The organism is Bacillus sp. FSL L8-0528 (assembly GCF_038593085.1).
Taxonomy (GTDB): Bacteria; Bacillota; Bacilli; order Bacillales; family Bacillaceae; genus Bacillus; species Bacillus paralicheniformis.
The window spans coordinates 2306836-2329579 of the sequence record NZ_CP151961.1 but is presented as its reverse complement, the minus strand read 5'-3'; the positions used below and the strand labels follow the sequence as shown (position 1 = coordinate 2329579).

Sequence of the window (22744 nt, the reverse complement as noted above, 5' to 3'; positions counted from 1 at the left end):
GCGTCCGCAGCTGGACGCTTTTTGCATGCACGCAAGCTGCATTGACCTGATCGAATCAAAAAAGGTATAATATACGTTATGGACGTCAGAAAGAATGAGGGCTTAACCGAATTCTTTCGTGTTTTGGAGGGAAACGATAGTGAAAACAACAATAAACCAAGTGTACAAGCATGTTGGTGAAGAAGTAACAATCGGCGCTTGGATCGCCAACAAACGCTCAAGCGGCAAAATTGCGTTTTTGCAGCTTAGAGACGGGACAGGCTTTATCCAAGGAGTCGTCGTCAAAGCGGAAGTGGACGAAGAAACATTTCAAGCCGCTAAATCTGTCACACAGGAAACATCGCTATATGTAAAAGGCGTCGTCAAAGAAGACGAGCGTTCGCCACTCGGCTACGAGCTTGCTGTCACATCGCTTGAAGTCATCCATGAAGCAACAGATTATCCGATTACACCAAAAGAACACGGAACAGAATTTTTGATGGATCACAGACATTTGTGGCTCCGTTCAAAACGGCAGCACGCAACGATGAAAATCCGCAATGAAATCATTCGCGCTACATACGAATTTTTCAATAAGGAAGGCTTTGTTAAAGTCGATCCTCCGATTTTGACGGGAAGCGCACCTGAAGGAACGACAGAGCTTTTTGCGACAAAGTATTTTGACGAAGATGCCTACCTTTCGCAAAGCGGCCAGCTTTACATGGAAGCTGCTGCAATGGCTTTAGGAAAAGTCTTTTCATTCGGGCCGACTTTCAGAGCCGAGAAATCAAAAACAAAGCGCCATCTGATTGAATTCTGGATGATCGAACCGGAAATGGCGTTTGTCGAATTCAATGAAAATCTTGAAGTTCAAGAGAACTATGTCTCTTTTATCGTTCAAAGCGTGCTTGAAAACTGCAAAATTGAACTGAATACGCTCGGCAGAGACACTTCCAAACTGGAGCTTATCAAAGCGCCTTTTCCAAGAATCACGTATGATGAAGCGATTCAGTTCTTAAAAGAGAAAGGCTTTGACGATATTGAATGGGGCGATGATTTCGGCGCTCCTCACGAAACGGCGATTGCCGAAAGCTATGACAAGCCGGTATTTATTACACACTATCCGACATCATTAAAGCCGTTTTATATGCAGCCTGCCCCTGACAGGGAAGATGTCGTATTGTGCGCTGACTTGATTGCGCCTGAAGGCTACGGTGAGATTATCGGCGGATCTGAACGGATCCATGATCTTGAGCTTCTCGAAGCACGCCTGAAAGAGCACGGTTTAGAATCGGATGCTTATCAATGGTATGCAGAGCTGAGAAAATACGGATCAGTTCCGCATTCAGGATTCGGACTCGGACTCGAACGGACGGTTGCCTGGATCTGCGGCTCTCCGCACGTCCGCGAAACGATTCCGTTCCCAAGACTATTAAATCGCTTATATCCTTAAGAAAAAAGTCTCCTGATTGCAGGAGACTTTTTCACAGTCATCCATGATATACTGGAAGGTAAGAGGTGTATCGAATGAAAAAACAGCACTTTATTAAGATGCAGGAGATGGGATCTGTCACCATTCCGAATCTGCTTTTTTTAAACTACCGGGAGCTTGGCTTAAACGAGACAGAATTCATGCTGCTCTTAAACATTAAAATGCATGTTGAGAGAGGTTCATTTTTTCCGACCCCGGAGGAATTAAGCAAGACGATGTCGATTGAAACCGAACAATGTATGAACATGCTGAGAATGTTCATTCAAAAAGGCTTCATCTATATAGAAGAATGCGAAGACCAGAACGGCATTAAGTTTGAAAAGTATTCGCTCGAACCTCTCTGGGGCAAGCTGTTTGAGCATCTTGAAATGGACGAGCAGAAGCAACTCGCCGAACAGAATGAAGGCGAAGAGAAGAGCCTTTATACGATCTTTGAAGAAGAATTTGCGCGGCCGCTGTCTCCGCTGGAATGCGAGACGCTCAGCATCTGGCTTGACCAGGATCATCACGATGCACAGCTGATCAAACAAGCTCTCAAAGAAGCCGTCATATCAGGAAAACTAAATTTCCGCTACATTGACCGGATTTTGTTTGAGTGGAAGAAAAACGGCATTTCAACAGTCGAACAAGCCGCAAACTACAGCCAAAGATTCAGGCGGAAGACCGCTCCGCGGCAAAGTGAGCAAAAGGAGTATACAAGACAGGTTCCTTTTTACAATTGGCTTGAACAATAAAGTGAAAGGTGAAGACATGCTGACAAAAAAACAGATCGAGTTTTGTTTAGAAACAATCGGTGAAATGTTTCCGGATGCTGAATGCGAATTAGTCCATGACAATCCGTTTGAACTTGTCATCGCCGTCGCTTTATCGGCCCAGTGCACAGACGCGCTTGTCAATAAAGTGACGAAAACGCTTTTCAAAAAATATAAAAAGCCTGAAGATTATCTTGCCGTTCCGCTTGAAGAGCTGCAGCAAGATATCAAATCGATCGGCTTATACCGGAACAAAGCCAAAAATATTCAAAAGCTCTGCAAAATGCTGCTGGAAGAATACGGCGGTGAAGTGCCGAAAGACCGGGATGAGCTGGTGAAACTTCCGGGCGTCGGGAGAAAAACCGCCAATGTCGTCGTTTCCGTTGCATTCGGTGTTCCTGCCATTGCCGTCGACACCCATGTGGAAAGGGTTTCAAAAAGGCTCGGCATTTGCAGATGGAAGGATTCGGTCACGGAAGTCGAAAAGACGCTGATGAAAAAAGTGCCTGAATCAGAGTGGTCCGTTACTCATCATCGACTGATCTTTTTCGGACGCTATCACTGCAAGGCGCAAAGGCCGAAATGTGAAGAATGCCCGTTGTTTTCTCTGTGCAGGGAAGGGCAAAAACGATATAAAAAAGGGCTGGTGAAGCTGCCGTGACAAGCGTTTCACTGTTGGACGAATACGAAAAAACGCTGCGGAAGAGAAGACTGGAATCCGGCGAAAGGCTTGCCGTTCTTTCGGAAAATCCGCTCTGCTATGATTTTTTTCAGGACATAGAAGAGGACAAGCCGTGGGAGCATGCTGAAGAATGGGTCCCGCTTCTGTTTGCGGTTTGGGAGCGTACAAAAGAAAAGCTTCTGCCCGTCTTTAAAACGAGAAAGTCAAGGTGCAGCCAGGATGATATGCTGAACGGGGTGTGCTGCTTGATCGCAAGCCTCCACTGGACGATGGGGGAGCCCGTCAAAAGTCTCAACTGGGAGATCATCACCCGTAAGGATTTTGGAGCCAAGCCGATGAACTGGACGGAACGCCTCGAGTTTATCCTCCAGAAACCAACGCAGTATCATTGTTTTATTCAGCTTGACGAATTGTTTACGGAAATGAAAAAGCAATTTTATAAATATGTTGCCATCAATCATAAAAAAGCCACTCACTAAACTGTGAGTGGCTTTTTAGATTAATGGGTGCCGGTTGATTGACCGTTGGAATTTGTTTGTTGATCATCTGTGTTGCTGTCTTGATCCGGGTTTTTGTTTTTGTCTTTATTCTGATCTTTGTTTTGATCATCGGCGTCATCATCTTTTCTGCCGTCTGTATTTCCCGGATTTTGATTGTTTTGATCCGTATTGCCTGAATTTTGATCATCCGGCTGATTTGAGTTGCCGTTATTTTGTTTGTCTTTGTCCTGATCATCATCAGCATCAGCATCCTGCTTCTTCTCGTCATCCTCGTCTTTCTTTTCATCGTCCGCTTTTGACTCATCATCTTCAGCCGCGTTGACTTTAAGCGTCACAGAAGCAGGGTCGCTTTCGCCATTTTCAGTAACGGCCGTGACTTGGAATCTGTAGACGGATCCTTCTTTTGCATTCGGTATGACGGCTTCTTTCGCGCTACTGCTTTGAATTTCGCTGTATCCGCCTCCGTCAACAGATTGTTTGACTTTAAAGGATACATCACCGTCTCCGGAATATGACCATGAAAGCTTGATGCTCTTTGATGCTTCATCATATTCTGCGCTCAAACCTGTCGGCTTCTCGGCATCTTCTTTTTCCTCATATTTTTTCGAAACGGTCGTCGGCTGTGTGCCTTTTACAAAGTACTCAGTGACTTTTTTATCGCTAGGCGTGTTGCTGCTGGCGAGCACCGGCGGGTTCGAGCCTTTTAGAACGGTCGCTTCAACGACGCTGTCAGGCTTTTCAAATGAGCCGCTGCCGTTGTCCACCTTGGCAATCAGTTTTTTGAACAGGAGCTTAGCGACTTGCTGTTCGTTTACGCTCAGCGAATTAAAGCCTTCTTTACCGGTCCAGACCGCTGCCGTATATTGCGGCGTATAGCCGACGAACCATGAATCCCTTGCTCCGTTTCGACTTATGCCGTGTTTTCTAATGTCGTCCTCGGTAAAGTTCGTCGTACCCGTTTTACCTGCTACAGTAACGCCATTGACTTGTGCGGCTGTTCCTGTTCCTCGCTGAACAGCGCTTTTCAGCATATCCGTTATCATAAATGCGGTATAATCGCTCATGGCTGCCTTTGATTCAGGCGTCAAATCAAGCTTTGTGCCGTCATTGAATTCCACAGCGGTAACGGTATGCGGCTCATTATAGTAGCCGTTGTTCCCGAAGGCGCTGTACGCTCCGGCCATTTGCAGAGGCGACACACCGTTTCCGAAGCCGCCGATTGCGTAAGCTTCCACTAAATCATCTGAATTTATGTTAAGACCAAGGTTGCCTGCGAATTTTACAATATTGTCTTTTCCGGCTGCCTGGAATGCTTTCAAAGCTGGAACGTTTCGAGAATCGACAAGTGCCTCTCTCATCGATATCCAGCCTCTGTGTTTTCTGTCATAGTTGTTAATCGGATCTCCGGTTGAATATGTGTATGCTTCATCTTTAATCTGTTCATACGTCGACCACTTCTTGTTCTCAATGACAGGGCCGTAGTCAAGGATCGGCTTAATCGTTGAACCAGGCTGACGTTTCGTATCTACTGCATAGTTAAAGTCGCCTGCTTTCCGGTCGCGTCCGCCGCCGAGCGCGCGGATTTCTCCGGTCTTCGTATCAAGCAGGGTGAGGCCGGCCTGCATTTTTTCAGTATACTGGATCGAATCGCCGTCCATCAGCTCATCCACATAATCCTGGGCGTCTGTATCAATCGTCGTGTAAATTTTCAGTCCGTCCGTTCCCGGAGTGACGTTCGCTTTTTCTTTCACTTCAGCGACGGCCTGCTCGATAAACGCGCTGTATTTGTTGGACGTTGATTTTGCGTACTCCTTCGGAGAGACAAGGCCTTTTGTGACGGCTACTTTTTTCGCTTTGTTGTACTCTGCGTCAGAGATAAAGCCGTGTTTATTCATCAGGCTCAGCACGACGTTGCGCCGTTTCTCGGCTTTTTCCGGATGTTTGATCGGGTTGTAGTTATTCGGGCTTTGCGGCATGCCGGCAAGCGTTGCGGCCTGCTCGACCGTTAAGTCGTTTAGATCTGTAACCCCGTAGAACTGCTCAGCCGCTTTTCCGACACCGTAGGCCTGCGGAGAGAAGTAAATCCGGTTTAAATACATTTCAAGAATTTCGTCTTTTGAGTATTTTCTTTCGAGCTGGAACGACAGCCAGACTTCCTGGACTTTCCGTTTCAGCGTTTTTTCATGTGACAGAAGGGAGTTTTTGACGACCTGCTGTGTGATCGTACTTCCGCCTTCAGAACCGAATCCGCCTTCGAAGTTTGCCAGAAGCGCTCCTCCGATCCGGATCGGATCGACGCCGTGGTGGTCATAGAAACGCGCGTCTTCCGTTGCAAGAAATGCGTTTTTGACGGAATCCGGTATATCTTTAATCGACACGTACGTCCGCTTTTCCGAACCGATTTCGGCGATTTCTTTTCCGTTTTTGTCATAGACGGTGGAAGAGTACGGTGTTTTCAGTTTTGCTTCATCAAGGGACGGGGAGTCCGCTACCATCACCGCAAAAGTGACGCCCCCGGCAATCAAGCCGATAACACCGATGATTAAAATAGATAAAAGAATTTTCTTAAACAATCCTGCTTTTTTCTTTTTCTTGGGTTTAGAATGAGTATTAGACCTGCTTTTGCCCTGCTGGGCTTTTCGCCGTTCCTGGCGGCTGTTAAATTGATCTGACATAACATCTCAACCTTTCGTAGTTAAACCTTTCCGCTCACATGACTTTAAAATCATAATTTATGATGGCGAAAAATACAACTGATCAATAATCTTAATATAATCAATTCTTGGCGAGTATCCAAGTGAAATGGGGTGAGCGGCTTCCTGAAGCTCGTCTTTTCGGATCGATTTTCTGCCGTTTTGTTTTTTCCGCTCCCAGAAATAAAATAATTTTTCTGCTTCCAAAAAATAAATTTCTTCAAAAGCGGATATGATAACAAAACAAATGCCGTCTTGCGCCACAACCTGCTTCATATGCTCGATCTGATGATCGTGGAAATTCTGAAGCGGGAAGGAGGTCCGGCTCTTCGTTTCTTTCGCTTCAAAATCGATGTAGCGGCCTTTATAAACCCCATTATAATCAGTAGTTGACGACTGCTTGAAATATGCTTCCTTGATCACCGCAGCGCTTCGCTTCGGATAATCGACCTGAACAATCTGTACAGGAGTCGGTTTTTTATGGATGACCGCAATCGAATGAGATTGATAATACATATTCGTTTCATTCAGGTCATCTTCGAGGGTCATGCCGCGATTGGAATACGACGGCTTCTTTTGCAAGGATGAGGCAGCTGTTTTCGGCTGATACGATTTGCCGTTCGGGTAACGAATCACTTTCTTCATCCTCCTTTTACAAAAAATCTGGATACTAACGGAAGTGGCTGATCTTGCACAACACTTTTTCCGCGGCGGAGCTGACGAGCCGCATTCAAGAGCTGACCGCAAAACTGAACAAGGACAATATCTCACGGACAAATGCCTACAAACGCTACTTTGACCGCCATCCTGAAATCAAGTGGTCGCTTTTGGCTTCATTTGTTTCCAGGAATGCCGGCTGGTCGATGACCGATTTAAAAGGACGTTTATTCGAGCTCGGACTTACGGCTTTTCAGCAAAAATGGCTGTTTTTAACGTATGAAAGAGCGAACTGGCTGATTTTTTCGGACGCCTATCCGCAGCTCCTGTTATACCATTGGTCCAAGCAGCTTGGCCAGCCGCTGTTTCATTTGCTCTCCTCATTTGGTGTGTCTTCATTTATGAAAACGGAGTGGGAGCGGTTCTGGCATGAGCGCGATCAAAAGCGGCTCATGTACGCTCTCATTATAAATGAACAAAACACTATCCAAACTCCTATTATACAAAATCCTTTGTTTAAAAAGAATGTTTTTCAGACGATTCCTTTTCAGCTATGTGAATGGTTTCACTTCAACACAGTGATTTTTCCGACGGTAGAAGGCGTTTTTTACGGTGTGTCTGTCAAACGCTTCACTAGTTTAAAGGAAAGGATCAAGCTCGGCAAGCAATTAAGCGAGCTGCTGTTTTCGCCTGAGCTTTTCCCCGGTTTTTTTCACTTTACATCATGTGTTCCGCATACCGGGTCGCGCTTTGATATGGAACGCTGGGCAGGGGTTAAAATCAGAACCTCGCCGTTTTTGAGAACGTGTTATCCCGTTGTTGCCCATTCATTAGACGGATTAAAATCCGATTGGTTTCGCGGAGGAAAGAGAGAGGCAATGTTCAAAGATGAAAAACTGCCGAAAACGATCGAAATCACCGATTGGTATTTTCAAAAAAGAAGGCAGCTGCAGGCATTGTTTTCGCTGGAGCATTGGCTGAATAAGAGGTAAAACAAAAAAGCAAGGGTTCTCCTTGCTTTTTAAGTGGACGGGCGGTTAGGTCCGCCTAATTTTTTATCCAGTGTGTCTGTTTGTTTAGCATCAGGTTTTGTTTTCGCAGGTGTTTTCTTTTTGTTGTTTTCCACAGCGGGCACCTCCTTACCTTTTTAGATTTTGCAAAAAAGCGCTGATCATACCATTTTTCGCAAGATCACTTGTCGAAAGCGGCGCGTTTGGCTGGAAAATGAGTTTCTTTGGCGGTTTGCTTCTAGTTTTGTCAGCTGCGGAGGAGAGGGGGCGCATAGGGGAGAATGCATAGAAGGCGATCAAAAAGGAGGGAAGCAAATGAACGGATTTGCAAGCAAAGACTCGGTCCTTCAAATGCTTTTGGAAACGGAATCAGACATGTCGTCTGCTGAGAAGGCTTTGACAGAAGCAGTACGCCGGGCGGAGTATGAAAATCGGGCTGGCTGGAACGAACGGCTCGATCTGATTGAAAAAGAACTGGCAGAGCTCTTGGCTTGTTTAAACAGCACGTTAATGGGAGTGGAGCCAAGAGGAGAGACGGCATAAGCCGGATTCGTTGTAACGGTCGTCTTCCTTTGGTACGATAAACCCGAGGTGAAAAAATTGGATACACAATCTCTTCTTGTACAGACACGGGAATTAATCCGCCTTGTAAAAGAAGCGGAAGAACGATACAGTAAGGGAAAAGAGGAAGGGACGGAATACGATTTTTTCGAGGTTGTCAAACCTTCTGTCGAGAGACTCGAACAAACAGTGAAAAGCTGGCTGGCGGAAAGCCTGCCTTATATCAAGGCCAATCGGCCAAAATACATTTATGAAGAACAGCTCAGCTCGGTGGAGGAAAATGCAAATGAAATTTTCATGCAGTCCTATTTTTGCAAAATCCATAAAAAACGCTTTAAAGATCTGACGGAATCCGTCCTCTATACGCTGAAAAACGTAGAAGACGATATATTAAAAGAAGACCGGGATTAGACCCGGTCTTCTTTTTTATGAGGGCTGTTTGTTTAGCTGGCGTCCGTATTCATATCATAAGCAGGGTGCTGTGCGCCATTCGCTTCAAGAACTTTCATACTTGTGCGAAATTCGTTTAATGTCAGATGTCCCTGGATATACAAAAACTTGGCGAAATCCATCAGTTTGTTCATGCAGTCTGTCTCATACTGTTTCATCTCGGCAAAACAATTTCTTAAGTATGATACGTTCATATGGTGCATCCCCTCTCCTTTATATTAATAATATCGTACCATAACAATTCGACTTTTTTCTGTTTTTCAAATATTAAAATTTTCGACACTTTTTGACAAACTTGTGACAGAACCTTTGGAACGGGAAATGCTTTTATATCATACACATATAAAAAAGGGCTTTAGGAGGAGAGGAAAGATGGAAGAGAGGAGAACCGCCGTATATCCTTATTCCGGCCCCGGTGCGTATGTTCAAGCGGATCAGCAAAACCATCATGCCTATCATCCCGTTCAGCCGTACTACAGCCAGGAAACCGTCCCGTACGCTCATCCAGCTCAGCGGCCGCAGGCATATCAGCCGATCGAGCAGAATGTGGACCCGTTTTCAGTCTATCATCAGCCTGTTCAGCAGCAAATGCAGCCGCCGCTTCCGCCGTTTCAGGCATTTCCTTACCAGCATCCATATCCCTCGCCGCGGCCGAATCTCCACCAGCCATCACAGTTTCAAAGCTTTCTGTCGCAATTCAAAAAAAAGAACGGGCAGTTTGATTTCAGCAAAATGATGGACACCGCGGGCCAGATGGTGAGCACGGTCAACCAGGTCGGAGCGCTGGCCAAAGGGTTTATGGGATTCTTCAAATAAAAAAAGCATGGATGAAGGTCATTCATGCTTTTTTTGCTCCGGAAATGAGACCGTGAGGATATTTCGGTTCCACGACGTCTTCATTGTTTCTTCGCGGACGGGATATGGGAGCAGAACGGTTCTGGACAGGCTTGTAAATGATGAAGAACCGCCGTTTTCTTTTTTCTCCTTCAAGGCGACATGAAGATACCTCGATTTCGCTTCAATCATGATATCTCCGTTTTGAAACGATTCAGGAACGGCGATGTCGACGTGAAGCACCTCATTCTCCTCTCTGATGTTCATGGAAATGGTGGAATTCTGAAGCTGGTCTGATATCAGTTTTTGAAATGAATTTAAAATATCGTGGAAAGGTGAATTGTAAAATAACTGTTCAACCGCTTCTTGAATTTCGTCTTTCTTGCTGAGCGAGTGATTGTCGTTTTCCTTGAAATCCATTCTTCATCACCCCGGTTTTTTATTTTCAGCTTATGCAGGGGCTCTTGGTATGGTTATTCATTGATGGGAATTTGAAAGTGTGGTTAAATAGTGGGGAATCCAAAGATTTGATATTTAACCTGTTCCTCTTTTAATAGCCATCATAAAGAGGCGTTTTGAAAGGAGTCCAACTGTATTGCTGAAAAAATTATTCGGTATTGGTCAGAAACAAAATGAAGTGAAAGAAGAAACCGTTTTTTCACCGGTTGACGGACAAGTTTTGGAACTTTCAAAAGTCCCTGACCCCGTTTTCTCCCAAAAGATGATGGGTGACGGAATGGCTGTCGAGCCTTCCGGAGGCGAGATCGTATCACCTGTCGACGGGGAAGTGATCCAGCTGTTCCACACAAAACATGCCATCGGCATCCGTTCACTGTCCGGTGTGGAACTCTTGATTCATATCGGTCTGGAAACCGTAGCGATGGAAGGCGTTGGTTTTACAGCCCATGTCAAAGAAGGAGACAAAGTAAAAGTCGGCGATCCTTTAATAACGTGCGATTTGGAACTGATCAAGGAAAAAGCGAGCAGCACCATTACGCCGATCGTTATTATGAACGGCGATGTGTTGGAGCGCGTCACAAAACATGAAGAGGCAAAGGCGAAAAAAAGCGAGACAAAGCTCATGGAGCTTAAAGTTAAGTAACAGCAAAAAAGCAGAGAGCGATTCTCTGCTTTTTCCTTTTTCATTTTCTCAGGAAATCACCTCTTTCAGAACGAACGGACATTCGCTAAAATAGAAGGGAGAGGTGACAGCGTTGTTTCAAAAACGAAATTTGACAGATATGATTCAGCTTCTGAAAGAAGACCAAGCTTTCAGTAAGCAAATTGTTCATTGGCATACAATTGAGGAAAAAGAAGCGGATTACCGCGATTTTCCTGAAGGTTTAGATAAAAAAATCGTCCATGCTTTACAGCAGAGAGGGATAGAAAAGCTGTATTCCCATCAGGCTGACGCGTTTCTGCACAGCGCCGCCGGCAAAAACGTGACGCTTGTGACGCCCACGGCATCTGGGAAGACGCTTTGCTACAATCTGCCCGTCATTCAGCGGATCACAGAAGACCAGGATGCACGCAGCTTATATCTTTTTCCGACAAAGGCATTGTCGCAGGACCAAAAAAGCGAACTGAACGAATTAATCGATGAAATCGGTGCGTCGATCAACTGTTATACATATGACGGAGATACGTCGCCTTCGATCAGACAGAAAGTCAGAAAAGCAGGACATATCGTCATTACAAACCCGGATATGCTGCATTCGGCGATCTTGCCCCATCATACAAAATGGGTGTCATTGTTTGAAAATCTGAAATATATCGTCATCGATGAGCTTCACGTATACAGGGGAGTCTTTGGCAGCCATGTAGCCAATGTCATCAGAAGGCTGATGCGGATCGCTGAATTTTATGGAAGCAAGCCGCAGTTTATCTGTACATCCGCGACGATCGCCAATCCATTGGAGCTCGCTGAAACGCTCACAGGGCAGCCGATGCATCTGATTTCAAACAATGGCGCCCCGTCGGGAAGAAAGCATTTTTTATTTTACAACCCGCCGATGGTCAACCGTTCGCTTAACATCAGGAAAAGCGCGACCCTTGAAGTGAGAAAGCTCGCATCCGAATTTTTGAAAAACGGCATTCAGACAATTGTGTTTGCAAGAAGCAGAGTCCGGGTTGAAATTATATTGACATACTTGCAGGAAGTGATGAAACCGATTGTCGGCCCTAATTCGATTCAGGGGTACAGGGGCGGCTATCTGCCGAACGAGCGGCGCGTCATTGAAAAAGGCCTTCGCAGCGGGGACATTAAGGGCGTTGTCAGCACGAATGCGCTTGAGCTGGGCGTTGATATCGGACAGCTGCAGACATGCATCATGACCGGATATCCGGGAACGATCTCGAGCGCCTGGCAGCAGGCCGGCCGCGCCGGAAGAAGGCACAACGAAGCGCTGATTGTCATGGTGGCAAGTTCCGCCCCGCTCGATCAGTACATTGTACAGAATCCGGACTATTTCTTTAAACAAAATCCCGAGACTGCCGTCATTAATCCGGACAACCTGGTCATTCTTGTCGATCATATTAAATGCGCAGCCTTTGAACTGCCTTTCAAAAGAACGGACACATTCGGAGGTGCCGAAATCGAGGATATTCTTGACTACTTGGCAGAAGAAAGAGTCCTCCACTTAACCGGGAACACGTATCACTGGATGAATGACGCTTTTCCGGCGCACGGCATCAGCTTGAGGTCGGCTTCTCAGGAAAATGTTGTCATTATTGATCAGTCAAAGCGCGAGAAGGCGAAAGTGATCGGGGAAATGGACAGGTTCAGCGCCATGACGCTTCTGCACGATGAAGCCATTTATTTGCATCAAGGCATCCAATACCAGGTGGAAAAGCTTGACTGGGAGGAGAAAAAGGCGTTTGTCCGCGAGGTTCAAGTTGATTACTATACGGATGCCAATCTTGCCGTCCTATTGAGAGTTCTCGAAGTTGACAAGGAAAAAAAGACAGAAACCGCAGCGTTCGGTTTTGGGGATGTGACCGTTCAGGCAAAAGCGACGATTTTTAAGAAAATAAAATTTGAGACGCATGAAAATATCGGTTCAGGACCGATTCATCTGCCTGAAGAGGAACTGCATACCAATGCGGCTTGGGTGCAGGTGAACGATGACGAGCGGCAAAATTGGAACGATATCAAATTGGAAGAGGCTTTGCTTGGAACTGCAAACGTCCTGGGACATGTCGCCGCCTTAAAAGTGATGTGCGATCCGTCTGACCTGCACGTTTTTCCGCAAATTAAAGCCGTTCATAACGAAAAGCCGACGATCTTTTTGTATGATCGATATCCCGGCGGAGTGGGGCTGTCTCAGAAAGTGTATGAACAAATGCCTGAGATCATCAGTGAAGCGCATCGGCTGATTTCAAGATGTCCGTGTGAGTCAGGATGCCCTTCCTGCATAGGAGTGGGCGGCAGCGGCGATCAGACAAAAAACAATGCGCTGCGCCTTTTAAAAGGCTGGAAAGGTTGAGCGGAATGTCTTTAAAACGAAAACTTAACCGCTATAAGCATCACCTGGGAAATCAAGCGAAAGAAGAAAAAACGGATTCTCCGGCAGAAAAGCGGACTTCCGTGTCCGTCGGTTTTGAGAAAGAATGGGCCGAACTCGGTGTTAAACCGTATGTGTTTGAGGAATGCTATTGCCTGATCAGGGAAGTCGTTTATCCGTTGACACATGTTCATGGCCATTACGCATTTTCTGAGCTGCATGAGACGGTTCGGCACTGGAACAACAGCGCCGTTTCCCATTCACTTTCAAGCAAAGGGTATACACCGAGCCAGCTTTTTTTCTTTGATACGGAAACGACCGGTCTCGGAGGAGGAGCCGGCAATGCGATCTTTTTGCTCGGCCATGCACGGGTGTATGACGACTGCGTAGTTGTCAAACAGCATCTGCTGCCAAAGCCGGGGCACGAAGCCGCCCTCTATCACAGCTTCCTGAGTGAAGTCGATATTCAGTCTCTTGTCACCTACAACGGGAAAGCGTTCGACTGGCCTCAGGTGAAAACAAGGCACACGCTGATCCGCGACAGGGTCCCAAAGCTGCCGGATTTCGGCCACTTTGACCTGCTCCACGGATCCCGCCGCCTTTGGAAGCATAAATTTGACCGCGTCTCTTTGGGGACGGTGGAAAAGGAAGAGCTGGGTGTTGGAAGAACTGAAGATACGCCGGGCTACCTGGCGCCGATGATGTATTTTCATTTTTTAAAGGAGGAGCGCCCGGAAATCATTGAAGGCGTTTTGCGCCACAATGAGCTTGACGTGCTTTCTTTAATCTCTCTTTACATCCATTTATCGAAGAAAATCCTCGCCCCGGAGCAGACAGCAGAAGCAAACGAAAAGTACGCGATGGCAAAGTGGCTCCTCGCCAACCGGGAGACAGAGCTTGCGACAGCGCAATTGCAGGAGCTTGAAAAAAAGCCTTTCGAGCAGTCTGAACGCGCATCATTCGATTTATCCATGCAGTATAAAAAGCAAGGCATGCTAAAAGAAGCCGCATCCCTTTGGCTGAAGCTCCTAAATGGAAAAGACGGAAAAACCGCCTGGCGCGCAGGCATCGAACTTGCCAAATACCTTGAACATCGAAAGCGGGATATCCGGGCCGCCCTCGAGGTAACGGATAACCTGATGCTGCAGCACGGTTCACAAAAGTTTGAGCTGACCGAAAAAGAAGTGGCCGATCTTTTGAAACGGCGCGAGCGGCTGGAAAGGAAATTCGGACGAAATATTCCCCGGGCAAGCGCAGAAAACGACGGTCTTCGAAAGCCAAACATTTCAAGCATGTTATGAATTGTAGAAACCGATCGCTTCTTGTAAAATAACGTTAGAATGGTTTGAAGGGAGCGTCGATATGTATAAGGGGCTGTTTTATCTGTTTTTTGTCGTCGTACTGTTTATCGTATTGATCATGACGAATTTCAAGGAAAGCTTTATGGCTTACTTTTAAAATAGGTTTTTATATTAGTACATGTTTACCCCTTGCTTCATAGTTTAATAGTGTATATAGAAGCTTAAAGAAAGGGGAATTTTCATGCACTGTAAACCGCATGTAATGGCGCCGATTGTTCATCCTACTCAATGCTGCTACAACCATACGCAAAGCAAAACCGTCGTACCGCACATTCACCCGCAGCACACAACGAATGTCAACCATCAGCATTTTCAGCATGTTCATTACTTCCCGCAAACTCAATCAGCTGTCAACCAGGCATCACACCAGCACTTCGTGAGCCCTGGCGCAGGAATGATGCCCGGGCCTGGAGCGATGCCGGGACCTGGAATGGGTATGGGTCCTTACTAAAAAGGATTTTCGGAAGTTTTGTCAGGATGAACGAGCGCCGGATTGAACGTGAGCAACAGAATATCTTTTGAAAAAATGGGGCGGAATACGGCCCCTTTTTTTAGCAGGTGATTAACATGAAAGTATTGGCCGTTACAGGGTACAAGCCGTTTGAACTCGGGATTTTCAAACAGGATGACAAGGCCCTGTTCTACATAAAAAAAGCGCTTGAAAACCGACTGACCGCCCTGCTTGAGGAAGGCCTGGAATGGATCCTTATCTCAGGCCAGCTCGGCACGGAACTATGGGCGGCGGAAGTCGCGTTTTCGCTGCAGGAAGAATATCCCGACTTGAAAGTGGCGGTTATCACTCCGTTTTTGGAACAGGAAAAGAAGTGGAACGAGAAAAACCAAGAGCAGTATGAAGCTGTGCTCGCAGCCAGCGATTTCACTGAAAGCTTGACACACAGGCCGTACGAAAGCCCGGTCCAATTTAAACAAAAAAACCGGTTTTTCATCGAAAAGGCGGATGGCTTATTGATTCTGTACGACGAAGAAAGAGAAGGCTCGCCTGTGTATATGCTGAATGAAGCAAAAAAGGCTCAGGAAAAACGCGATTTTCCGATTTACACGATTACGATGGATGACCTGAGAGTCACCGTTGAAGAATGCAGCTTTTATGAAGAGTAAAAAGTGCAAGAGAAAATTTGACATTGCACACGTTTTCTGAAAAAATATAAGATGATGATTCACGATATGAGGTGAAAAAGATGCTTGCTGATAAAGTGAAGCTTTCTGCTAAAGAAATTTTGGAAAAAGAATTCAAAACAGGAGTCAGAGGCTACAAGCAGGAAGATGTTGACAAATTCTTGGACATGGTCATTAAAGACTATGAAGCCTTCCATCAGGAAATCGAAGAATTGCAGCAGGAAAACCTGCAGTTGAAAAAACAGCTTGAAGAAGCCAACAAGAGACAGCCGGCTCAATCAAATACGACCAATTTTGATATTCTAAAACGGCTTTCCAATTTGGAAAAACATGTGTTTGGAAGCAAATTATACGATTGATGAAAACCGCTTGCCCTTTAGAACAAACTAAGCTATAATAGTTGATGTCTTAACGTTCGGGTAATCGCTGCAGATTTTACATCTGTAGAGGAAAGTCCATGCTCGCACGGTGCTGAGATGCCCGTAGTGTTCGTGCCTAGCGAAGTCATAAGCTAGGGCAGCCTTGCAGAAGGCTGACGGCAGGAAAAAAGCCTACGTCCTTTATGGATATGGCTGAGTATCCTTGAAAGTGCCACAGTGACGAAGTCTCACTAGAAATGGTGAGAGTGGAACGCGGTAAACCCCTCGAGCGAGAAACCCAAATTTTGGTAGGGGAACCTTCTGGACGGAAATGAACGGAAAGAAGGACAGAGTTGACTCTGTAGATAGATGATTACCACCCGAGTACGAGGCTTAGCAGCCGACGGCAGTACGACGGAACAAAACATGGCTTACAGAACGTTACACACTATTATGATGATGACAATGTATAAGCTCTCCGCAGGTAGGAGAGCTTTTATCATGTAAAAAACATACATAAAAACAGGTGATATGATGAAAACCTATACATTAATTGCAACAGCGCCGATGGGAATTGAAGCGATCGTCGCCAAAGAGGTGCGAGATCTTGGATATGATTGTACGGTTGACAACGGCAAAGTCTTGTTTGAAGGCGATGCCCTCGCCATCTGCAGAGCCAATCTGTGGCTGAGAACCGCTGACAGGGTGAAAGTGCAGGTTGCCGAATTTACGGCCAAGACCTTTGACGAGTTATTCGGGAAGACAAAAGCGATCGACTGGAGCGCCTATCTTCCTGAACACGCCTCATTCCCTGTGACGGGAAAATCTGTTAAATCAGTGCTCGCAAGCGTGCCGGACTGCCAGCGTATCGTCAAAAAAGCGATCGCCGAGAAGCTGAAATCAGCGTATCAGACACAAGGCGGGTGGCTTGAGGAAACAGGCCCGGAATATAAAATCGAGGTCTCCCTTTTAAAAGACAAAGCGGTCATTACGCTTGATTCATCCGGAGCCGGTCTTCATAAACGGGGATACCGAACCGGCCAAGGGGAAGCGCCGCTGAAAGAAACCCTTGCTGCAGCATTGATTCTATTGACAAATTGGACGCCTGACAGACCTTTCGTCGATCCGTTTTGCGGTTCGGGCACGATACCGATCGAAGCGGCTTTGATCGGCCAAAATATCGCGCCGGGTTTCAACAGGGATTTTGCATCCGAAAGATGGGAATGGATCGGCAAAGAAGTGTGGGATCAAGCGAGGCTGGAAGTCGAAGACAAGGCGAATTATGATCAGCCTCTGTCAATTTCGGGGTATGACCTGGATCATCGTATGATCGAGATCGCCAAGGCGAATGCCGAGGAAGCGGGACTCGCCGATTTCATCGAATTTAAGCAAATGCAGGTAAAGGATTTTCGGACGAAAGAGGAATACGGCGTGATCGTCGGAAATCCGCCGTACGGGGAACGCCTCGGTGAAAAGAAAGCAGTCGAAGCCATGTATGAAGATATGGGCAAGGCATTTGCCGGACTTGATACGTGGTCTGTTTACATGCTGACATCAAACGAGCGTTTTGAAGAGTGCTACGGGAAAAAAGCGACAAAAAAACGGAAACTCTTTAACGGTTTTATTAAGACGGACTATTACCAGTATTGGGGGAAAAGGCCGCCAAAACCGAATAAAGAGAAGTGAAGCTAAAAGGCTGCCATGAAACGGCAGCCTTTTTTTCTTTCCATAGCTGGAAAGCCGCCAAACGGCGTTTTTAAATTCGCGCCCCTCAGGGTTTAATCCTTAAAAGCGCATGGCAAAACATCGATTCACTAGTAAATCCATGAATCATTTTTCTTTTTATAAGACGAATCATAGCATTTTTTGCGCGGCTCATAGTAGCAGTCTTTCTTGCAAGGTTTGTGGTAATCGTAGTCTTTTTTGCAATCATCATGGTAGTAATAATCCTTTTTGCAATAATCGTAATCCTTCTTGCAAGGCTTGTGGTAATCGTAGTCTTTTTTGCAATCATCATGGTAGTAATAATCCTTTTTGTAATAATCGTAATCCTTCTTGCAAGGCTTGTGGTAATCGTAGTCTTTTTTGTAATCATCATGGTAGTAATAATCCTTTTTGCAATAATCGTAATCCTTCTTGTAAGGCTTGTGGTAATCGTAGTCTTTTTTGTAGTCATCATGGTAGTAATAATCCTTTTTGCAATAATCGTAATCCTTCTTGCAAGGCTCATGATAGTAAAAATCTTTTTTGCAATAATCGTGATCCTTTTTGTAAGGATCATAATCATAATCCCAATAATCTTTCTTTGCCGGTTCATAATAGTACATAAACTCTCCACCTTTAGTCTATAAATTTTTAAGTCCCTATAGGATATGATAGAAAAACGGAATAGACTGGGTTTATATAGTGGATAAAGCGCACATTGTCTAACACAGTCCTTGCTATCTGATGTTAAGCTTTTGTTTGACTGAAAAAAGGGTGGTTTGACCGCTGCGAAAACGGTCCGCCCTTTTTATTTAAAAGAGCAAAGAAAGAAAAAACATAAAATCAGCCTGTATAAAAACGATTCATCCTGCATATACTCGGGATTATTGATTTTGAAAAGGGGTGATTTCATGTTGAACAGCGATCACATTCAAATGATTCAAAAAGCGCTGGAGACGTCAGAAAATCAGCTCGAGGACATTGGCGAAGAGCGCCTTACATATGCGAAGGAAGAATTGAAAAACGCGATCAGCCATATGGAATCGACGGATCATCCGTTTTTGACGCATTCGATTTACCGGAAATAGTTGAGAGAGGCTTCCTGCTCCTTTTTTCAAATCTTTCTTGTTGAATTTCCCGAATCATAGTGATAGGATAGAAGTTCTGAAAACTCGATAGTTGGGGGTTGGAGCAGGGTGACAGCATCTCGTCTGCCTTTTTCATTAACAAAAACAAAAAACTTTTATGAAGAACTGAACAATTGGATCGGTGATGTATTTTACGATATTCTTCCTGAAAAAGGCTTTGATTTGCGCGATGAGCAAATATTCATGGCTTTTCAATTAGAGAGGGCATTTAAGGAAAAGAAGGTCATGTTTGCAGAAGCCGGAGTCGGAACCGGAAAAACGCTCGTCTATCTTCTGTTTGCCTTGAGCTATGCCAGGTATACGGGCAAGCCGGCGGTCATCGCTTGTGCGGATGAGACGCTGATCGAACAGCTCGTCAAAAAAGAAGGCGATATTTACAAAATTTCCGAGCATTTGGGCTTGACGATTGACGCAAGGCTCAGCAAATCGCATGATCAATATTTATGTTTGAAAAAACTGGAGAAAACGATGCAGCGCTCTGATGATGAGAAATGGCTTGACCTTTACGAAAGTCTGCCGTCTTTCGTTCACGAATCGCAGGGCATGCAGACTTTTTATCCATACGGCGACCGCAAAGAGTATTCGTCTTTATCAAATGATGAATGGTCTGAAATCGGTTACGATTCTTTTCAAGACTGTCTCACGTGTGATATGAGGCACCGCTGCGGACTCACACTGTCAAGAGACCATTATCGAAAATCAACCGATTTCATCATCTGTTCCCATGATTTCTATATGGAGCACGTTTGGACAGAAGAGGCGAGAAAACGGGAAGGCCAGCTTCCGCTTTTGCCGGAACACAGCGCTGTGGTTTTCGATGAAGGGCATCTGCTCGAGTTTGCGGCGCAAAAGGCGCTGACGTACAGGGTGAAGCAATCGACGCTCGAAATGTTTCTCGAGCGCCTGCTCGGCAATGATATCAGAGAAGAATTTGCAGAGCTTGTCGAAGAAGCGCTTCGCGCCAACGACGAATTTTTCGGTTTGCTTTCGGAAAACGCCGAAAAAGCAGAAGGCTCTGAGCGCATGCGCATCAAAGATCATGCCAATCTGAAAAAAGCGGCCGCCGAGCTGTATGATTTGCTTGAAAAAATCGGGGAGGCGCTCGTTTTTGAAGGCGAGCTGTACACGATCGACCAATACGCTTTAACCGTTGTCGAGGAGTATCTCGAACAGATGGCTTACTCCCTTTCGCTCTACAGGAAAAATGCGATCAGCTGGCTTGAGCAAAAAGAGCTTGAGTCGACATTCGTCGTTATGCCGAGAACCGTCTCCGAAGTTCTCGGAGAAAAAGTGTTCTCCAAGCAGATTCCATTTATTTTCTCATCGGCGACATTATCGGAAAACGGATCGTTCGATTATTTGGCGACAAGCCTCGGAATCCGCGACTACTTATCATTTACCGTTGATTCGCCGTACGATTATGAAGAGCAGATGAAAGTGTACATCCATCGAATTGAGGAAAGAGAAGCGAAAGAAAAAGCGGCAATCCGTGCAATCAAAGAATCGGGCGGGAAGACGCTGATCCTGTTTCCGTCTTTTGAGGAGCTTCTGTCCTTCAAGCGCCGGACTGCACAGGAATCATTTTCGTTTCCTGTTTACTTTGAAGGGGATGAAGAAATCAGTACAATCGTTGAAAAGTTTCAAACGGTTGAAGAATCCGTTTTGTGCTCTGTGCATCTATGGGAAGGGCTCGATATTCCCGGAGATCCGCTGCAAAATGTCATCATCTGGTCGCTTCCTTTTCCGCCGCATGATCCTGTGTTTGAAGCGAAGCGGAGCGGTTTGGAAAACGCCTTTCGCGAAGTAGACCTCCCTTACATGCTGCTAAGGCTGCGCCAAGGCGTCGGACGTCTGATCAGATCAAACAGCGACTCCGGCACGATCAGCATTTTTGCGGGCGATGAGCAAGAATGGAATGTAATAAAAGAAGTCGAATCTGTGCTTCCTGTTCAGCCGGTCTATGTATAAAGAAAAGCGGACATTCCGCTTTTCTTTTTTTTGCCCGCATAAAAGTTGACTTTCGTAAATATTTCCATTAGTCTGATTACAATTCGCATCATATAAGGGAAGAGGAGGATGAATGATGTCGATCAATACATATGAAAAAGAGTTTTTAGAAACATTAAAGAAAATCAGCCGGTATGAGCAGGCGATTAACGTGATGTATTGGGATATGAGAACGGGCGCGCCGAGAAAAGGCGAAGAAAGCCGCGCCGAAGCGATCGGCCAATTGTCGGCAGACGTCTTTCAGATGAGAACGTCCCCGCGGATGAAGGAGCTTTTGGATGCCCTTGCCGAGCAAAAACAGGATCTGCCTGCCGATACACAGAAAGCGGTTGAGGAAGCAAAAAAAGAATACGATTTAAACAGCAAGATTCCGGAAGAGGAGTTCAAAGAATATACGACGCTGACATCCAAAGCGGAATCCGTCTGGGAAAAAGCGAAAAAGGCGTCCGATTTTTCTCTCTTTGCTCCGTATTTAGAAAAAATCATCGACTATAAAAAACGGTTTATCTCGTACTGGGGATATGAAGGCCACCCTTATAACACCCTTCTGGACCAATATGAGCCAGGCGTTACAGTCGAAAAGCTCGACGGCCTTTTTGCTGAATTGCGGGAGGCGATCGTTCCGCTTGTGCAAAAGATTGCCGCCAGTGATCAAAAGCCTGATACGAGCTTTGTGCACGAACGTTTTCCAAAAGAGCGGCAGCGCGATGTATGCCACTTTTTCTTAAAAGAACTGGGCTATGATTTTGAGGCGGGGCGCCTGGACGAGACGGTTCACCCTTTCCAGGTGACAATCAGCCAAGGGGATGCCCGGGTGACCACAGCTTATAATGAAAACGATTTTCGCTCGGCTGTTTTCGGAACGATTCATGAATGCGGCCATGCCATTTATGAACAAAACATTGATGAAGCGCTGGGCGGAACCAATTTAGCAGACGGCGCATCAATGGGGATACATGAATCCCAATCCCTTTTCTATGAGAACTTTATCGGCAGGCATCAAGGCTTTTGGAAGCGGTATTTTGAGAAAATAAAAGAAGCAAGTCCTGACCAGTTTGCAGGTGTTACTGCCGAAGGGTTCTACAGGGCCGTTAATGAATCAAAGCCGTCGCTGATTCGGATTGAGGCTGATGAGCTGACATATCCGCTGCATATTATGATTCGCTACGAAATTGAAAAAGCGATTTTCAGCGGGGAAGTATCGGTCGGAGACCTTCCGAAACTATGGAATGACAAATATGAAGCATATCTGGGCATTACGCCTCCCGACGATGCTAAAGGAATTTTGCAGGATGTCCATTGGTCCGGCGGCGATTTCGGTTATTTCCCTTCATATGCGCTTGGATATATGTATGCGGCTCAACTGAAATCAAGCATGCAGAAAGATTTCCCTGAGTTTGACCGCCTGATTGAAAACGGCGAATTTCAACCGATCAGAAAGTGGCTGACAGAGCACGTTCACATCCACGGCAAAAGAAAAAAACCGCTGGACATCATCAAGTCTGCGACAGGCGAAGAATTAAACGTCCGTCATTTAATCCGCTACCTGAAAGAAAAATATACAACACTCTATTTGTAAAAAAGAAATCCCTCCCGTTGCCCGGGAGGGATTTTCAGGTCAGAATTTTCTGTTAAATACGAACATTCAACTAAAAAAATGTGTGCAGGTTCGTCTTTTTTTGTTTTATCCCTTTTCATTCAGATCGAAAGTTGATATAATTTGATACATTATATCACTCATATAATCGCGTGGATATGGCACGCAAGTTTCTACCGGACACCGTAAATGTCCGACTATGAGTGGGCGCTAAGAAAACGAACGTCTTTTAGTGAAACAGACGGAATTCGTCTTTTTAAGCATTGCCCGCTCGCATTCAAAATCCGAGCGGACAATGCTTTTTTTTATGAAGGGCAA

The 22744-nt window shown here is 45.7% G+C and carries 24 protein-coding genes, 1 other RNA gene and 1 riboswitch; of the genes, 19 read left to right on the top strand and 6 right to left on the bottom strand.

The features are described 5' to 3' along the window. The first annotated feature begins 139 nt into the window (after nucleotides 1-139). From asnS to MHI30_RS11740, 4 genes are all read left to right on the top strand, one after another. Nucleotides 140-1432, top strand: a complete 1293-nt coding sequence (asnS, locus tag MHI30_RS11755; RefSeq protein ID WP_020451924.1) for an asparagine--tRNA ligase — start codon at nucleotides 140-142, stop codon at nucleotides 1430-1432. Nucleotides 1433-1506: 74 nt separating this feature from the next. Further along, a complete protein-coding gene (locus MHI30_RS11750; RefSeq protein WP_020451923.1) occupies nucleotides 1507-2205 on the top strand; it encodes a DnaD domain protein in 699 nt (232 codons plus the stop codon). Between the two features lie 16 nt (nucleotides 2206-2221). Further along, complete coding sequence (nth, locus tag MHI30_RS11745; RefSeq protein ID WP_023857420.1) at nucleotides 2222-2884, top strand: endonuclease III; 663 nt, start codon at nucleotides 2222-2224, stop codon at nucleotides 2882-2884. Between the two features lie 35 nt (nucleotides 2885-2919). Next, nucleotides 2920-3384, top strand: coding sequence for a YpoC family protein (locus tag MHI30_RS11740; protein WP_202615188.1), 465 nt, complete (start codon nucleotides 2920-2922; stop codon nucleotides 3382-3384). 20 nt (nucleotides 3385-3404) lie between these two features. Here the strand turns inward: MHI30_RS11740 and MHI30_RS11735 are convergent, their stop codons facing one another. Continuing rightward, a complete protein-coding gene (locus MHI30_RS11735) occupies nucleotides 3405-6080 on the bottom strand; it encodes a PBP1A family penicillin-binding protein (RefSeq protein WP_075754155.1) in 2676 nt (891 codons plus the stop codon). Between the two features lie 57 nt (nucleotides 6081-6137). Then, entirely contained in the window at nucleotides 6138-6734 is a 597-nt protein-coding gene (gene recU / locus MHI30_RS11730; protein WP_003182896.1) for a Holliday junction resolvase RecU, read from the bottom strand. An 80-nt stretch (nucleotides 6735-6814) separates the two neighbouring features. Here recU and MHI30_RS11725 point away from each other — a divergent pair, with 80 nt between their 5' ends. Further along, nucleotides 6815-7747: a DUF2515 domain-containing protein gene (locus MHI30_RS11725; RefSeq protein WP_228119641.1), complete on the top strand. Its 933-nt coding sequence runs from the start codon at nucleotides 6815-6817 to the stop codon at nucleotides 7745-7747. A 29-nt stretch (nucleotides 7748-7776) separates the two neighbouring features. On the opposite strand, the gene sspM is transcribed toward MHI30_RS11725, so the two are convergent. Further along, complete coding sequence (gene sspM, locus MHI30_RS11720; protein ID WP_025811234.1) at nucleotides 7777-7881, bottom strand: acid-soluble spore protein SspM; 105 nt, start codon at nucleotides 7879-7881, stop codon at nucleotides 7777-7779. A 199-nt stretch (nucleotides 7882-8080) separates the two neighbouring features. Here sspM and MHI30_RS11715 point away from each other — a divergent pair, with 199 nt between their 5' ends. Together MHI30_RS11715 and MHI30_RS11710 are read left to right on the top strand one after the other, a co-directional pair. After that, nucleotides 8081-8308 carry a YppD family protein gene (locus MHI30_RS11715; RefSeq protein WP_025811235.1) on the top strand — a complete coding sequence of 76 codons (228 nt, stop codon included), beginning with the start codon at nucleotides 8081-8083 and terminating at the stop codon, nucleotides 8306-8308. A 57-nt stretch (nucleotides 8309-8365) separates the two neighbouring features. Then, nucleotides 8366-8737 (top strand): YppE family protein, encoded by a 372-nt coding sequence (locus MHI30_RS11710; RefSeq protein WP_050820869.1) that lies wholly within the window; start codon nucleotides 8366-8368, stop codon nucleotides 8735-8737. Nucleotides 8738-8769: 32 nt separating this feature from the next. On the opposite strand, the gene MHI30_RS11705 is transcribed toward MHI30_RS11710, so the two are convergent. After that, nucleotides 8770-8970 carry a YppF family protein gene (locus MHI30_RS11705; protein ID WP_011198064.1) on the bottom strand — a complete coding sequence of 67 codons (201 nt, stop codon included), beginning with the start codon at nucleotides 8968-8970 and terminating at the stop codon, nucleotides 8770-8772. A 178-nt stretch (nucleotides 8971-9148) separates the two neighbouring features. Between MHI30_RS11705 and MHI30_RS11700 the strand changes: the two genes are divergently transcribed. Then, nucleotides 9149-9592: a YppG family protein gene (locus MHI30_RS11700; RefSeq protein WP_025811236.1), complete on the top strand. Its 444-nt coding sequence runs from the start codon at nucleotides 9149-9151 to the stop codon at nucleotides 9590-9592. Between the two features lie 18 nt (nucleotides 9593-9610). Here the strand turns inward: MHI30_RS11700 and MHI30_RS11695 are convergent, their stop codons facing one another. Beyond that, on the bottom strand, nucleotides 9611-10030 hold the full coding sequence (locus MHI30_RS11695; protein WP_025811237.1) for a hypothetical protein: 420 nt from the start codon (nucleotides 10028-10030) through the stop codon (nucleotides 9611-9613). 175 nt (nucleotides 10031-10205) lie between these two features. On the opposite strand from MHI30_RS11695, the gene MHI30_RS11690 reads away from it, so the two are divergent. The 8 genes from MHI30_RS11690 to MHI30_RS11655 all read left to right on the top strand — a co-directional run bounded on the left by MHI30_RS11690 (nucleotide 10206) and on the right by MHI30_RS11655 (nucleotide 17656). Continuing rightward, complete coding sequence (locus MHI30_RS11690) at nucleotides 10206-10712, top strand: PTS glucose transporter subunit IIA (protein ID WP_025811238.1); 507 nt, start codon at nucleotides 10206-10208, stop codon at nucleotides 10710-10712. A 112-nt stretch (nucleotides 10713-10824) separates the two neighbouring features. After that, nucleotides 10825-13095: a DEAD/DEAH box helicase gene (locus MHI30_RS11685; protein WP_164468299.1), complete on the top strand. Its 2271-nt coding sequence runs from the start codon at nucleotides 10825-10827 to the stop codon at nucleotides 13093-13095. Between the two features lie 5 nt (nucleotides 13096-13100). Further along, complete coding sequence (locus MHI30_RS11680) at nucleotides 13101-14414, top strand: ribonuclease H-like domain-containing protein (RefSeq protein ID WP_020451912.1); 1314 nt, start codon at nucleotides 13101-13103, stop codon at nucleotides 14412-14414. Nucleotides 14415-14655: 241 nt separating this feature from the next. Continuing rightward, nucleotides 14656-14925: a CotD family spore coat protein gene (locus MHI30_RS11675; protein WP_020451911.1), complete on the top strand. Its 270-nt coding sequence runs from the start codon at nucleotides 14656-14658 to the stop codon at nucleotides 14923-14925. 116 nt (nucleotides 14926-15041) lie between these two features. Continuing rightward, entirely contained in the window at nucleotides 15042-15593 is a 552-nt protein-coding gene (locus tag MHI30_RS11670) for a DUF1273 domain-containing protein (protein ID WP_025811241.1), read from the top strand. A gap of 80 nt (nucleotides 15594-15673) precedes the next feature. After that, entirely contained in the window at nucleotides 15674-15970 is a 297-nt protein-coding gene (gene gpsB, locus MHI30_RS11665; protein WP_003182873.1) for a cell division regulator GpsB, read from the top strand. A 52-nt stretch (nucleotides 15971-16022) separates the two neighbouring features. Further along, nucleotides 16023-16409: RNase P RNA component class B (rnpB, locus tag MHI30_RS11660), an RNA gene on the top strand. Between the two features lie 95 nt (nucleotides 16410-16504). After that, nucleotides 16505-17656 carry a class I SAM-dependent RNA methyltransferase gene (locus MHI30_RS11655; RefSeq protein WP_075754157.1) on the top strand — a complete coding sequence of 384 codons (1152 nt, stop codon included), beginning with the start codon at nucleotides 16505-16507 and terminating at the stop codon, nucleotides 17654-17656. Between the two features lie 128 nt (nucleotides 17657-17784). Here MHI30_RS11655 and MHI30_RS11650 read toward each other — a convergent pair whose 3' ends face one another. Then, nucleotides 17785-18297: a hypothetical protein gene (locus MHI30_RS11650; RefSeq protein WP_025811243.1), complete on the bottom strand. Its 513-nt coding sequence runs from the start codon at nucleotides 18295-18297 to the stop codon at nucleotides 17785-17787. Between the two features lie 288 nt (nucleotides 18298-18585). On the opposite strand from MHI30_RS11650, the gene MHI30_RS11645 reads away from it, so the two are divergent. The 3 genes from MHI30_RS11645 to MHI30_RS11635 all read left to right on the top strand — a co-directional run bounded on the left by MHI30_RS11645 (nucleotide 18586) and on the right by MHI30_RS11635 (nucleotide 22408). Beyond that, nucleotides 18586-18762, top strand: coding sequence for a hypothetical protein (locus MHI30_RS11645; protein WP_164468300.1), 177 nt, complete (start codon nucleotides 18586-18588; stop codon nucleotides 18760-18762). Between the two features lie 108 nt (nucleotides 18763-18870). Next, nucleotides 18871-20790: an ATP-dependent DNA helicase gene (locus MHI30_RS11640; protein WP_025811244.1), complete on the top strand. Its 1920-nt coding sequence runs from the start codon at nucleotides 18871-18873 to the stop codon at nucleotides 20788-20790. Between the two features lie 115 nt (nucleotides 20791-20905). Next, entirely contained in the window at nucleotides 20906-22408 is a 1503-nt protein-coding gene (locus MHI30_RS11635) for a carboxypeptidase M32 (RefSeq protein ID WP_075754159.1), read from the top strand. A 138-nt stretch (nucleotides 22409-22546) separates the two neighbouring features. Beyond that, a riboswitch (purine riboswitch) is annotated at nucleotides 22547-22646 on the top strand. Nucleotides 22647-22744 lie beyond the last annotated feature (98 nt).